Source organism: Rhodococcus sp. NS-SX18 (assembly GCF_057367935.1).
The window spans coordinates 374,554-388,413 of record NZ_CM170633.1 but is presented as its reverse complement, the minus strand read 5'-3'; the positions used below and the strand labels follow the sequence as shown (position 1 = coordinate 388,413).

General features: G+C 65.0%; 9 protein-coding genes and 3 rRNA genes. 7 read left to right on the top strand and 5 right to left on the bottom strand.

Annotation, left to right across the window (positions count from 1 at the left end; translation table 11 throughout):
- Nucleotides 1-17 precede the first annotated feature (17 nt).
- Both AC2IPW_RS01710 and AC2IPW_RS01705 read left to right on the top strand, forming a co-directional pair.
- Nucleotides 18-980 carry a prephenate dehydrogenase gene (locus AC2IPW_RS01710; protein WP_486376137.1) on the top strand — a complete coding sequence of 321 codons (963 nt, stop codon included), beginning with the start codon at nucleotides 18-20 and terminating at the stop codon, nucleotides 978-980.
- The gene (locus AC2IPW_RS01705) at nucleotides 968-2,326 is read left to right on the top strand and encodes an amidase (RefSeq protein WP_486376136.1); all 1,359 of its coding nucleotides are present in this window, start codon (nucleotides 968-970) and stop codon (nucleotides 2,324-2,326) included. The genes AC2IPW_RS01710 and AC2IPW_RS01705 overlap by 13 nt, the downstream gene beginning before the upstream one ends.
- Here the strand turns inward: AC2IPW_RS01705 and AC2IPW_RS01700 are convergent.
- The gene (locus AC2IPW_RS01700; RefSeq protein WP_072786589.1) at nucleotides 2,323-2,934 is read right to left on the bottom strand and encodes a putative glycolipid-binding domain-containing protein; all 612 of its coding nucleotides are present in this window, start codon (nucleotides 2,932-2,934) and stop codon (nucleotides 2,323-2,325) included. The two genes, AC2IPW_RS01705 and AC2IPW_RS01700, sit on opposite strands and share 4 nt — an antisense overlap.
- A gap of 217 nt (nucleotides 2,935-3,151) precedes the next feature.
- Between AC2IPW_RS01700 and AC2IPW_RS01695 the strand changes: the two genes are divergently transcribed.
- Nucleotides 3,152-4,288: a GIY-YIG nuclease family protein gene (locus AC2IPW_RS01695; protein ID WP_003936925.1), complete on the top strand. Its 1,137-nt coding sequence runs from the start codon at nucleotides 3,152-3,154 to the stop codon at nucleotides 4,286-4,288.
- A gap of 58 nt (nucleotides 4,289-4,346) precedes the next feature.
- Here the strand turns inward: AC2IPW_RS01695 and AC2IPW_RS01690 are convergent, their stop codons facing one another.
- The 4 genes from AC2IPW_RS01690 to AC2IPW_RS01675 all read right to left on the bottom strand — a co-directional run bounded on the left by AC2IPW_RS01690 (nucleotide 4,347) and on the right by AC2IPW_RS01675 (nucleotide 10,403).
- Nucleotides 4,347-4,955, bottom strand: coding sequence for a hypothetical protein (locus AC2IPW_RS01690; protein WP_040782585.1), 609 nt, complete (start codon nucleotides 4,953-4,955; stop codon nucleotides 4,347-4,349).
- 216 nt (nucleotides 4,956-5,171) lie between these two features.
- A 5S ribosomal RNA gene (gene rrf / locus AC2IPW_RS01685) occupies nucleotides 5,172-5,288 on the bottom strand.
- Between the two features lie 155 nt (nucleotides 5,289-5,443).
- Nucleotides 5,444-8,579 (bottom strand): 23S ribosomal RNA (locus AC2IPW_RS01680).
- Nucleotides 8,580-8,880: 301 nt separating this feature from the next.
- Nucleotides 8,881-10,403, bottom strand: a 16S ribosomal RNA gene (locus AC2IPW_RS01675).
- Together the 16S, 23S and 5S rRNA genes form the textbook arrangement of a ribosomal RNA operon.
- 620 nt (nucleotides 10,404-11,023) lie before the next feature.
- Here AC2IPW_RS01675 and AC2IPW_RS01670 point away from each other — a divergent pair.
- From AC2IPW_RS01670 to AC2IPW_RS01655, 4 genes are all read left to right on the top strand, one after another.
- Nucleotides 11,024-11,272, top strand: coding sequence for a hypothetical protein (locus tag AC2IPW_RS01670; RefSeq protein ID WP_003939513.1), 249 nt, complete (start codon nucleotides 11,024-11,026; stop codon nucleotides 11,270-11,272).
- A gap of 123 nt (nucleotides 11,273-11,395) precedes the next feature.
- Nucleotides 11,396-12,541 carry a DNA cytosine methyltransferase gene (locus tag AC2IPW_RS01665; protein ID WP_040784567.1) on the top strand — a complete coding sequence of 382 codons (1,146 nt, stop codon included), beginning with the start codon at nucleotides 11,396-11,398 and terminating at the stop codon, nucleotides 12,539-12,541.
- Nucleotides 12,542-12,558: 17 nt separating this feature from the next.
- Entirely contained in the window at nucleotides 12,559-12,981 is a 423-nt protein-coding gene (locus AC2IPW_RS01660; RefSeq protein ID WP_486376135.1) for a very short patch repair endonuclease, read from the top strand.
- Between the two features lie 19 nt (nucleotides 12,982-13,000).
- The gene (locus AC2IPW_RS01655) at nucleotides 13,001-13,774 is read left to right on the top strand and encodes a sulfite exporter TauE/SafE family protein (RefSeq protein WP_003939516.1); all 774 of its coding nucleotides are present in this window, start codon (nucleotides 13,001-13,003) and stop codon (nucleotides 13,772-13,774) included.
- Nucleotides 13,775-13,860 lie beyond the last annotated feature (86 nt).

The window sequence follows — 13,860 nt, the reverse complement described above, 5'->3', positions numbered from 1 at the left end:
ATGAAGTCCAGCGGGCGATGTGCCAACCTGGTCGGGTGCCCATCTCCGCGTCCACCCCGCCCGTGTGTGTACTCGGCCTCGGCCTGATCGGCGGATCGTTGCTGCGTGCGGCCGTCGCCGCGGGCCGCGAGGCCTGGGGGTACAACCGCTCCTCGGAGCCCGTCGAAGCCGCCCGCGCCGACGGATTCGACGCCTCCACCGACCTGCCGGCCACGTTGCGGCGCGCCGCGGAATGCGACGCCCTCGTCGTCGTCGCCGTGCCCGTGCCCGCGGTCGGCGCCGTGCTCGCGGCGGTCGCCGAGCACGCCCCGCACGTGGCGCTGACCGACGTGGTCAGCGTCAAGTCGCAGGTCGCCGCCCTCGTCGCCGCCCACGGGCTCTCCGCACGCTTCGTCGGGGGTCATCCCATGGCCGGCACCGCCGAGTCCGGGTGGTCGGCGGGATTCGCGGAACTGTTCCGCGACGCGGTGTGGGTGGTCACCGTCGACGACGGCACCGATCCCGACGTGTGGACGCAGGTCGCCGATCTCGCCCTCGACTGCGGTTCCGTCGTCGTACCCGCCGAATCGGGCGAGCACGACGCGGCGGTCGCCCGCGTCTCGCACCTGCCCCACCTGCTCGCCGAGGCACTGGCACTGTCCGGGGCCGCCGGCGGCGACCTGGCGCTGGGCCTGGCGGCGGGATCGTTCCGCGACGGCACCCGGGTCGCCGGAACCACCCCCACGTTGGTCGACGCGATGTGTGAGGGCAACGCCCCGGCGCTGCTCACAGCCCTCGACGAGACCCTCGAGGTGCTGCGTGTCGCTCGCGAACAACTCGCCGACGGCAGCACCGCCGAGCTGACCGCCGCCGGTCACGCCGCCCGGCGACGGTTCGAGCAACGCAACCGCCGACCCGTCACCGGCGTCGTCCCCGGCGACGAGGACTGGCTCGCCCGGCTGCGCGAGGCGGGCCGTCGCGGCGAGGTGTGGACGCGGTGACACTGCGCGACATCACCGCGGCACTCGCGAAAGGCGAGCTGACCGCCTCCGAACACGTCCGGCAGGTGCTGGCCGACCTCGACGCGCTCGACGGCACACCGTGGTCGAATCTCGTGGCCGCCCGCAACGATGCCGCGGCCCTCGAATCGGCGGCCCGCGCCGATGCCGAGCTCGCGGCCGGCAACTGGATCGGTCCGCTGCACGGCGTCGCCGTCGCCGTCAAGGACAACATCGACGTCGCGGGCATGCCGACCCGCTGCGGCAGCAACGTCCTCGCCGACGTCGCGCCGGCCGCGCAGGACGCCAGGATCGTCGAGCGGCTCCGCGAGGCCGGCGCCGTCGTGGTCGCCAAGACGCACCTGCACGAGTTCGCGTACGGGCCCAGCGGCCTGGTCAACGCGGCCGGACCGGCCCGGCACCCGCACGATCCCACCTGCATCACCGGTGGCTCGTCGTCGGGGTCGGCAGCGCTCGTCGCCAAGGGCGTCGTGCCGCTGGCACTGGGCACCGACACCGGATGCAGTGTGCGCACCCCGGCGGCGCTGTGCGGAGTCGTCGGCCTCAAGCCCACGTTCGGCGCGTTGCCGGTCGACGGGGTCTTCCCGCTGTCCACCACCTTCGATCACGTGGGTCTGCTCGCCCGCGACGTCCTCGACGCGGCACTGGCCTGGGGCGCGCTGCCCGGGATAGCACACCTGCGCACACCCGTCTCGGGGCTGCGCATCGGACGGCTGCGCGGCGGCATCTGGGACGTGCCCGCTGCATTCGAGTCCGCGCTCGACGGCGCCTGCCGCACCCTCACCGATCTCGGTGCCGAGGTGCGGGACGTGACCCTGCCGGAAACCGACGAACTCCTCGGCGTCTATCCCGTCGTCACCGGCTCGGAGGCGTACGAAACCCATCAGCGCTGGTTCGAGAACGACCCCGACCTCTACCAGCCGGCCACCGCGGCACTGCTCGCGGCTCAGCGAGACCGTCCGGCGACGGACTACGTCCGGGCCGTGCGGGCGGCCGCCCGGTTGCGCCGCGACATCCTGCGCCGGCTACGGCGCGACGACGGGCTGGACGCGCTGATCACCGTCACGACCCCGCTGCGGTCGGCCCCGCTCGACAGCGATCCCGCCGCCCTCCGCGGGCCACTGCTGCAGATGTGCATTCCGTTCAGCGTGCTGGGCGTACCGGCGGTGTCCGTCCCTGCCCCAGGAGACCGTGATCTCCCCATCGGCGTACAGGTAGTCGGGTTGACCTCCGGGACCAGCGGGCACGGCAGTCATCCCGGAGAGTCCACAGCTCTGGCACTGGCGATGGCGGTGGAGGGCACCGACCTCCTGACCGACCCGTCCTAGATCCGTCCCGCCAGTCCGGGGTAGTTCACGACGAAGCCGTCGCCGTCGACCGTCACCGAGGAACTGGACACCGGGGACAGGACGTGGATGCCGTCGGCTGCGCTGCTGTAGACGAGGGTGGCCTCCTCGATGCCGAGATCGAGTAGATTCACGTAGACGACTGGCACCTCGAGTTCGTCCGCGCCGGACTGCAGCCCGTAGCGGCGGATCGGCAGAGCATTGAAGAACGGGCTGAGGATGACGTCGACGTCGAGTGCGCCGCCGAATGCCGACCGCTGGTGCTGGGTGCCGTTGTCGACCATCCAGATGCCCTCCTCGGACCGGCTGATCGACATGTGCCTCTCACCTGCGGCCAGGGTGGTGCGCACCGACAACCGGCGCGTGACACCGTTCTCGTCGGTCACGAGGTCGTACGACGCGCTGAACGCGGGATGCTCCGCGCACTGCGCGCCCACGATCCGGCCCGCCGCCTTGATGCGATCGCCGCTCAGTTGGACACGCACCGATTCCATCCGAGGAACGTCGTACGCCCGCCACGTCAGAATCGCGGGCCAGTTCGATGCTGGGCTCGCCGCAGACCGCGCGGCATCGGGGACTGGGATGCTCACGTGTCTACGTTAAGCGACGAGCCGCTCCCGGGGCGCAGGGGTGCCGCGAATCGTGCCCTTCGTGTAGCACACGACCACTCGGAACGTGTCCGGCGTCACATCACAGGGACATGTCCACGACACCACGATGCGGTGACCGCACGGTGACCGACATCCTTGTGCAGCGCGTTTGAGCACGTAACCCGCTGCCCGGGAAAGACTGGCCTACAGTCGCCTCATGCGTACCGTGTGGACAGTTCCTCAGAACATCGCCCAGATCCTTCTGGAGTCCCCCGAGATCCAGATGTTCCTGACCAGCAACGAGCTGCCCGACACCGCCGCGGACCCTCGCCAGCGGCTCGCCGAGTTCACGCATGCGCTCGCCGCCCTGGCCCGCCACACCGGACGCACCTTCGCCTCCGTGGACGCAGCCAACCGTGAACTGTTCGGGGGCTCTGCCGGAACCGTGCCGGTGGCACTGCGACTCGCCGTCCTGCGCGAGATCGTCACCGACGTCGACGACCGCACCCCCACCCCGGACCCGCTGCCGGCGACGGTCGTCGAACAGCTCGGTGCCTACGTGTACGCCCTCGTCGATCCGCGCGACCATACCGTCCTGCACGTCGGACAGGGCCGCGGGAACCGGATGTTCGTCCTGACGTGGACCGCGCTCGGCGAAGACCACAAACTCGCCGCCGGCGGCGAAGCCGCTCCCGCGCAGACCCCCGAAGCCGACGCAGCCGTGCGCCGGATCCGTGCCGTCTACGACTCCGGCTACTCGGTAGGTCACTACGTCGTGGCCGACCGGGTGGCCCCGGCCGTCGACGCCGATCACGCCGCCGGCTTCACCACCCAGGCCCTCGTCTCGGTACTGGGGTTGCTCGAACCGCACGACGGCGAATTCGTGCTGACCAATCTCGTCGGCGCCAGCGAGGAATCCGACCGGGTGGCACGTCCCGTCGAGGAGCTGATTCGTCAGTACTCCGCGGAGGCCGCACCCGAGCTGCCCACGCCGTGCGTCGTACTCCGGATCACCGAGGCGAAATCGGCTTCCGCCGAGCAGGTCCGTGGACTCGCCGACCGTCCGTGGCCGGCCGGAGCGTCGGCACGCCGGATCGACGGCCTGCCGATCCTGGTGGTCGCGGACAACATCGTCCGCGGCGCCTACCGGGCAACCGGCTGGGAAGCGGCGTCCCGCACCGAGGACAACGGCGGCACCATCCTCTACCGCTTCCTGGGGGACGCCGATCCCGAACTCGAGAAGCTCTTCGTCGACACCCGCCTGACGCCGGATCGGCTGGGGCTCAAGCGTTGGCCGTCCCACGGCTGGGCGCCGCGGCTCACCCGGGCCCTGCCCCACAGGCCGAGACCCTGAACCCTTGTCCGGGCCGTGTCGTCACGGCCCGGACTTTCCTACCGACGGCTCTCCCAGATCACCTGCCGCTCGAGGTGAGAATGGGTTCGTGCAGGTCGTAGTAGTGCACATCGCCCTGTAGCCGCATCTCCTCCTCCAGCAGTGGACGCAGATCGTCGGGAATCTCCATTCGTTCGTGGGCACGCGCCTCGTCCTCGGACGAGAAGTACACCGTCTCGACGTATCCGTCGTCGCCGTAGGTGGCGAACGTGCCGCCGATGATCTCGGGGCGCAACTGATGCACCCGTTCCTGGCCCTGCGCGAGCAGGCTCTTCATCCGCCCGAGATCGGGGCTGTGCCCCTCCATCACCTGAACGAACCCTGCGGTGTCGGAGCCACCCTCCATCCACACCTCGACGTCACGGCAGTCGTGGACGACGATCTCGCCGTCGAAGCACTGCTCCGCTTCGGCCCACCACTCGCCCTGTTCCGGACGCTCGCTGTTCCGGCGGGCCGCCTCCTCGGATTCGAACCGCGCCACCGACACGAAGGTGCCGTCGTCGCTGAATCCCGACGTGCTACCCAGATAGCCCACCGCGCCCGGGCGCAGCTCGTCCGTCCACCGCTGCAGGCAGGCCTTCAGTCCCTGCTCGTCGCGAACCGTCCCCTGCCAGACCTGAATGAACATCTTCATCGCCTCCGCGTGCGGGACGAGCCCGCACCCAACGACTTCTGTGGCCGACCCGTCACCGTCCACCATCGACGTCACGCGACGGCCGGCGATCGCGACCACCGTGGAGTCAATGATTCGCCTGTGCCGGACCACGGACAAGAGCGGACGGGCCGGAGCATGCAGAAATGCCGGAAGCCCCCCGACGGTGTCGGGGGGCTTCCGGTAACGGGTGTTCGGCGGTGTCCTACTCTCCCACACCCTGTCGGGTGCAGTACCATCGGCGCAGACAGGCTTAGCTTCCGGGTTCGGAATGGGACCGGGCGTTTCCCTGTCGCTATGGCCGCCGTAACTCTGTGAAACGACACACACTCGCTTCGCTCGTGAATGATCGAGTGAACGCTGTTCCCTCCTTTTCTGGGGGGCTTCGCCCTCACTCGATTCACGGAAAGCGTGTGAATCGAGTGTGTTGTTTCAGATACCGCACAGTGGACGCGTAGCTTCTTCGTGGTAAGTCCTCGGCCTATTAGTACCGGTCACCTGCATGCGTTGCCGCACTTCCAGTTCCGGCCTATCAACCCGGTGGTCTGCCGGGGGCCTTACCCCCTCGAGGGGGTGAGAAACCTCATCTTGGAACAGGCTTCCCGCTTAGATGCTTTCAGCGGTTATCCCTTCCGAACGTAGCCAACCAGCCGTGCCCCTGGCGGGACAACTGGCACACCAGAGGTTCGTCCGTCCCGGTCCTCTCGTACTAGGGACAGCCTTCCTCAAGTTTCTAACGCGCGCGGCGGATAGAGACCGAACTGTCTCACGACGTTCTAAACCCAGCTCGCGTGCCGCTTTAATGGGCGAACAGCCCAACCCTTGGGACCTACTCCAGCCCCAGGATGCGACGAGCCGACATCGAGGTGCCAAACCATCCCGTCGATATGGACTCTTGGGGAAGATCAGCCTGTTATCCCCGGGGTACCTTTTATCCGTTGAGCGACACCGCTTCCACATGCCGGTGCCGGATCACTAGTCCCGACTTTCGTCCCTGCTCGACCTGTCGGTCTCACAGTCAAGCTCCCTTGTGCACTTGCACTCGCCACCTGATTGCCAACCAGGCTGAGGGAACCTTTGGGCGCCTCCGTTACATTTTGGGAGGCAACCGCCCCAGTTAAACTACCCACCAGGCACTGTCCCTGAACCCGATCAGGGTCCGAGGTTAGAGGTCCAATACGATCAGAGTGGTATTTCAACAACGACTCCACCCACACTGGCGTGCGGGCTTCTCCGTCTCCCACCTATCCTACACAAACCGAACCGAACACCAATACCAAGCTGTAGTGAAGGTCCCGGGGTCTTTTCGTCCTGCCGCGCGTAACGAGCATCTTTACTCGTAATGCAATTTCGCCGAGTCTGTGGTTGAGACAGCAGAGAAGTCGTTACGCCATTCGTGCAGGTCGGAACTTACCCGACAAGGAATTTCGCTACCTTAGGATGGTTATAGTTACCACCGCCGTTTACTGGGGCTTAAATTCTCAGCTTCGCGGAGTGAACTCCGCTGACCGGTCCTCTTAACCTTCCAGCACCGGGCAGGCGTCAGTCCGTATACCTCGTCTTACGACTTCGCACGGACCTGTGTTTTTAGTAAACAGTCGCTTCTCTCTGGTCTCTGCGACCACCCCCAGCTCCGACCGCGAAGGTCTTCACCGGGCGTGGTCCCCCTTCTCCCGAAGTTACGGGGGCATTTTGCCGAGTTCCTTAACCACAGTTCTCTCGATCGCCTCGGTATTCTCTACCTGACCACCTGTGTCGGTTTGGGGTACGGGCCGTGTGAAAGCTCGCTAGAGGCTTTTCTCGGCAGCATAGGATCATGGAATTCGCCTCATTCGGCTACGCATCACCTCTCAGGCTTGATGTGACACGGATTTGCCTATGTCACGCCCTACAGGCTTACACCGGTACAACCACTGACCGGCCCCACTACCTTCCTGCGTCACCCCATCGCTTGGCTACTACCAGATCGGGTCCCGTGCATCCACACAACCGATTCCCGAAGGAACCGGCCGGCTTCAGGACGGTTAGCATCACTGATTCACCAGGGGCGCGTTCACACGGGTACGGGAATATCAACCCGTTGTCCATCGACTACGCCTGTCGGCCTCGCCTTAGGTCCCGACTCACCCTGGGCGGATTAACCTGGCCCAGGAACCCTTGGTCATTCGGCGGACGAGTTTCTCACTCGTCTTTCGCTACTCATGCCTGCATTCTCACTCGCGCCGCCTCCACACCTGGATCACTCCGGCGCTTCCCCGGCGGCACGACGCTCCCCTACCCACCCACACCACTGCACCCGTCCCCGCAGGAACGAGTGGGTGTTGTGTGAGTGCCGCGGCTTCGGCGGTGTACTTGAGCCCCGCTACATTGTCGGCGCAGAACCACTTGACCAGTGAGCTATTACGCACTCTTTCAAGGGTGGCTGCTTCTAAGCCAACCTCCTGGTTGTCTCAGCGATCCCACATCCTTTTCCACTTAGTACACGCTTAGGGGCCTTAGCCGGCGATCTGGGCTGTTTCCCTCTCGACTACGAAGCTTATCCCCCGCAGTCTCACTGCCGCGCTCTCACTCACCGGCATTCGGAGTTTGGCTGATTTCGGTAAGCTTGTGGGCCCCCTAGACCATCCAGTAGCTCTACCTCCGGTGAGAAACACGCGACGCTGCACCTAAATGCATTTCGGGGAGAACCAGCTATCACGGAGTTTGATTGGCCTTTCACCCCTACCCACAGCTCATCCCCTCAGTTTTCAACCTAAGTGGGTTCGGGCCTCCACGACGTCTTACCGTCGCTTCACCCTGGCCATGGGTAGATCACTCCGCTTCGGGTCTAGAACATGCCACTGATACGCCCTGTTCGGACTCGCTTTCGCTACGACTACCCCACACGGGTTAACCTCGCGACATGCCACTAACTCGCAGGCTCATTCTTCAAAAGGCACGCCGTCACCCCCAGCAGACCAAACTGCTCGAAGGCTCCGACGGATTGTAAGCGCACGGTTTCAGGTACTATTTCACTCCCCTCCCGGGGTACTTTTCACCTTTCCCTCACGGTACTAGTCCGCTATCGGTCACCAGGGAGTATTCAGGCTTATCGGGTGGTCCCGACGGATTCACAGCAGATTTCACGGGCCCGCTGCTACTCGGGTACCCTCCACGAGAGCCGGCGTGTTTTCGTCTACGGGATTCTCACCCTCTACGACAGGCCGTTCCAGACCACTTCGACTAACACACCGGTTTCTTACTCTCGCCCACCATGACAGTGATGGGAAGAAGGGCCCCACGACCCCACGGATGCAACGCCTGCCAGCTCTCACACACCCGCGGTTTAGCCTCTTCCGCTTTCGCTCGCCACTACTCACGGAATCACATGTTGTTTTCTCTTCCTGTGGGTACTGAGATGTTTCACTTCCCCACGTTCCCTCCACACGCCCTATATATTCAGGCGCGGGTAACACGACATCACTCGTGCTGGGTTTCCCCATTCGGAAATCCTCGGATCACAGCTCGGTTGACAGCTCCCCGAGGCATATCGCAGCCTCCCACGTCCTTCATCGGCTCCTGGTGCCAAGGCATCCACCGTACGCTCATAAACACTTACAACAAAGATGCTCGCGTCCACTGTGCAGTTCTCAAACAACACACAACAACCGATACTGGAGAAAGAACACCCTTCCCGTTCCCGGTCATCGTCGCTGACAAAACACATTGCGTGTTCTCTCAGGACCCAACAGTGCACCGATATAACCTCCCGGATTCTTCTGCATGGAGAAGAATCGATGAGAAGTACTTGTCAGCGTTCCACCCGTGAGCACCACCGGATTACGTGTGAATCCGAAGTGGCTCTGCCTGCGTGCGTTTACCGTCCCCGACTGTTCGGGGTGCACGAGGAGTTGCTCCTTAGAAAGGAGGTGATCCAGCCGCACCTTCCGGTACGGCTACCTTGTTACGACTTCGTCCCAATCGCCGATCCCACCTTCGACGGCTCCCTCCCACGAGGGGTTAGGCCACCGGCTTCGGGTGTTACCGACTTTCATGACGTGACGGGCGGTGTGTACAAGGCCCGGGAACGTATTCACCGCAGCGTTGCTGATCTGCGATTACTAGCGACTCCGACTTCACGGGGTCGAGTTGCAGACCCCGATCCGAACTGAGACCGGCTTTAAGGGATTCGCTCCACCTCGCGGTATCGCAGCCCTCTGTACCGGCCATTGTAGCATGTGTGAAGCCCTGGACATAAGGGGCATGATGACTTGACGTCGTCCCCACCTTCCTCCGAGTTGACCCCGGCAGTCTCCTGCGAGTCCCCAACTTGACTTGCTGGCAACACAGGACAAGGGTTGCGCTCGTTGCGGGACTTAACCCAACATCTCACGACACGAGCTGACGACAGCCATGCACCACCTGTACACCGACCACAAGGGAAACCCCATCTCTGGGGCGGTCCGGTGTATGTCAAACCCAGGTAAGGTTCTTCGCGTTGCATCGAATTAATCCACATGCTCCGCCGCTTGTGCGGGCCCCCGTCAATTCCTTTGAGTTTTAGCCTTGCGGCCGTACTCCCCAGGCGGGGCGCTTAATGCGTTAGCTACGGCACGGATCCCGTGGAAGGAAACCCACACCTAGCGCCCACCGTTTACGGCGTGGACTACCAGGGTATCTAATCCTGTTCGCTACCCACGCTTTCGCTCCTCAGCGTCAGTTACTGCCCAGAGACCCGCCTTCGCCACCGGTGTTCCTCCTGATATCTGCGCATTTCACCGCTACACCAGGAATTCCAGTCTCCCCTGCAGTACTCAAGTCTGCCCGTATCGCCTGCAAGCCCGCAGTTGAGCTGCGGGTTTTCACAGACGACGCGACAAACCGCCTACGAGCTCTTTACGCCCAGTAATTCCGGACAACGCTCGCACCCTACGTATTACCGCGGCTGCTGGCACGTAGTTGGCCGGTGCTTCTTCTGTACCTACCGTCACTTGCGCTTCGTCGGTACTGAAAGAGGTTTACAACCCGAAGGCCGTCATCCCTCACGCGGCGTCGCTGCATCAGGCTTGCGCCCATTGTGCAATATTCCCCACTGCTGCCTCCCGTAGGAGTCTGGGCCGTGTCTCAGTCCCAGTGTGGCCGGTCGCCCTCTCAGGCCGGCTACCCGTCGTCGCCTTGGTGGGCCGTTACCCCACCAACAAGCTGATAGGCCGCGGGCCCATCCTGCACCGGAAAACCTTTCCACCCCCCACCATGCGGCAGAAGGTCCTATCCGGTATTAGACCCAGTTTCCCAGGCTTATCCCGAAGTGCAGGGCAGATCACCCACGTGTTACTCACCCGTTCGCCACTAATCCACCCAGCAAGCTGGGCTTCATCGTTCGACTTGCATGTGTTAAGCACGCCGCCAGCGTTCGTCCTGAGCCAGGATCAAACTCTCCGTTGAAGACTCTCGATTCCTCCCGAAAGAGTAATCAGCCATAAGCGTAGAGCCGAATCACTAGCAAAAAACTCAAACTAGCAAAAACACTGACCACCACAGACGGAAGAATGCGGCAGTCAGCAACGATCATCACGACACCTCATCGGCTTGACACCATGGTCGGCGTCTGATCTGATCGCACCAAATAAAAAATTTGGCACTGACATTCATCGGCACACTGTTGAGTTCTCAAAGAACACGCACACACCATCACTCCGCACCGTCAGTGCATTGCTCCGGGGCAACCGTTCCAGCCTAACATCGGGGGCTTTCGGAATCAAAATCTGCGGCCGATCCGATCTCAGGGCGATTGGAGACCTTACCAGAAGGCTCTCAATCAAGGTAATCAGGCGCCTGCGTCCAACCTCGTTTTCCCGAGCCCCTGCGGGCCGGGTCGGTGTCCGTGTCGCTCTGACCTGGAATAAGTTACGTGAACATCCGGCTGTACGCCAAATCGCCAGTTCAGAGCGGTTGTTTGCTCTCGAATGCGCGTATTTCCGGGGCGCGGAACCGTCCCCTGTCCGGCTGCGTCTCATCTACCGAGGGCTACGCGTGGCCCACTCCCGATCAGGTAGAGGAGACCCATGAGCGGCTTTCCCACGAAGATCGTCGAGCCGGCCCGGGTGGATGGGTCCGACCCGGGCTCCCTCGCGGTAGCGCTGTGCGCTGCCGCCTGCGACGACTTCCTCACCGCACTCGACGAGGCCCTCGTCGGACTCGGCGTAGACGGGTCCGGGGGCTGTGCGTGTGACCTCGAACCGGGCATCGCCGCAAGGATCGCGGCCGTGGCCCGGATGAAGGCCGCGTTCGAGTCGTCGCGTCCCCTCGGATAGCCGCCCCGGCCTTTCTGCGGCAGTGATCACTGCATCTCGCGTCGCGGCACGGGTCGCCCGATTTCTCGAGTAACGTGCTCCGTGAGCAAAGCGAGAAAGGGTGCCGTGACGTCGACCGGGAACATGGTGGGATTGTTCGCCGGAATCGGCGGACTCGAACTCGGACTGGCCGAGCACGGCTGGCGCACCGAACTGCTCTGCGAGATCGACGCCGGAGCGCAGGCCGTACTTCGCGCTCGCTTCGCCGACGTGGCGCTACACACCGACGTCACCCGTCTTCGTTCCCTACCTCAGGCAACCGAGATCGTCACCGCCGGCTTTCCGTGCCAGGACCTGTCGCAGGCCGGCCGCACCGCCGGCATCACCGGCTCCCGGTCGGGACTCGTCGACGAGGTGTTCCGGTTGGTGCGGCGCAAGCAGGGACCGCGCTGGCTACTCATCGAGAACGTTCCTTTCATGCTGCAACTCGGACGAGGCGCCGCGATGCGTCACATCACCGACGCGCTAGAAGATCTCGGGTACGCGTGGGCGTACCGGGTCGTCGACGCCCGCGCGTTCGGACTTCCGCAGCGGCGACAGCGGGTGCTCATGCTCGCCTCGCGGACCGACGATCCCCGCGCGGTGCTCTTCGGCGAGGACGCCGGTGCCCCTGTGGAAGGCGACCCCGACACCCACCCGTGCGGCTTCTACTGGACGGAGGGCGTACGTGGTCTGGGCTGGGCGGTCAACGCCGTACCCACCCTCAAGGGTGGCTCCACGGTGGGCATCGCCAGCCCGCCGGCGGTGCGGTTGCCGTCGGGTGAGATCGTCACGCCCGGTCTGATCGATGCCGAACGACTGCAGGGCTTCGACCCGGACTGGACCGCGCCCGCGACCCAGGCGCCCGGCGTGCGAACCGGGCATCGGTGGCGGCTCGTCGGAAACGCCGTGAGCGTCCGTATGGCCGCTTGGGTCGGGGGTCGGCTCGGCCGGCCGATCGACTACTCCCCCGACCACGAGACACCGCTTCGGCCGGGTGACCCCTGGCCGAGCGCCGCCTGGGGAGCTCGGCGGCGAGCGTTCCGGGTGCACGAGTCGCACTGGCCGGTCCAGGAGCCGTACGAGGACCTCGCGGGATACCTGGAGGACGCGCGACTGCTGTCCGCGCGGGCCACGGCCGGATTCCTGCGCCGGGCCCGGTCCGGCAACCTGAGATTCGTGCCCGGCTTCCTCGACGACGTCGAGTCCCACCTGGACCGCATGGGCGGCTTCCCCGAAGCCGCGGCCTGAGGACGGATCCGGCTGCCGTGCCCGCCACCGACCCGCAGACCAGCGCCCGGATGAGACGGCAGCGGCGCCGCGACACCGTTCCCGAGGTGGCCCTGCGCCGGGAACTGCACCGGCGCGGGGTGCGCTACTTCGTCGATCGGGCGCCTCTGAAGGGTATCCGTCGTCGCGCCGACCTGGTGTTTCCGCGTCGCCGAGTGACGGTGTATGTCGACGGATGCTTCTGGCATCGTTGCCCGCAGCACGCCACCGATCCGAAGAACAACGCCGAGTGGTGGGCCGCCAAGCTCGCCGCCAACGTGGCCCGGGACCGGAACACCGACGCGGCGCTCGCCGCGGCCGGGTGGACGGTCGTGCGGATCTGGGAGCACGAGAACCCTGTGGAGGCCGCGGACCGGGTGCAGGCCGCATTGTCCGCGCAACCAGGTACTGCCGACTCCTGACTACTGAAGGGAGGACGCGGTGGAACCGGTAATCGCGCTCGTTCTGGGAGCGATCCTCGGGATCCTGCTCGGCCTCCTCGGTGGTGGCGGATCCATCCTCGCGATTCCTGCTCTGGTGTACGGCCTCGGACTCGAGTTCCGCCAGGCCATCCCTATCTCGCTGATCGTCGTCGGGGCGGCAGCCCTGTCCGGCGCGATCCCCAAGATCCGGGCCGGGCAGGTCGACTGGCGGCTGGCCGCGGTGTTCGCCGCGGCGGGCATCCCTGCGACGTTCGCGGGCACGGCGGTCGGCACGTTGCTGCCGCAGCCGGTACTGCTGGTGGGCTTCGCCGCCGTGATGGTGGTCGCGGGGATCCGGATGCTGCGCGAGAACGACGACACCGGAACCGCGTGCAAGACCGGCGACTCCGGCATCGACTGGAAGCGATGCGCGCCGAGATCGATTCCGGCCGGCGTGGGGGTGGGCTTTCTGACCGGGCTGTTCGGCGTCGGCGGCGGCTTCCTGATCATCCCTGCGCTGGTGATCCTCCTCGGGTTGGAGATGAGCGTCGCCGTGGGGACCTCGTTGATCGTCATCGTCGCCAACTCGGCAGCCGGGCTCGTCGCGCACCTCGGGGACGCCGACATCGACTGGCCGATCACCGCGGCGTTCGCCGGGGCCGCGGTCGTCACGTCACTCGTTGCCGGTCACCTCGGTACCCGCATGGAAACCGGCCGGCTGCGGCGGTGGTTCGCCTGGCTCGTGTTCGCCGTGGCCGCGTACGTGCTGGTGGACACCCTGGTCCTGCGCTGAGCCGGAACTCGGCGCGTACCCGCGCATTCTTCGTACGCCCCCGGGTATCCGGGGGCATAGTGAGAAGACCATGGGAAGGCACTGAC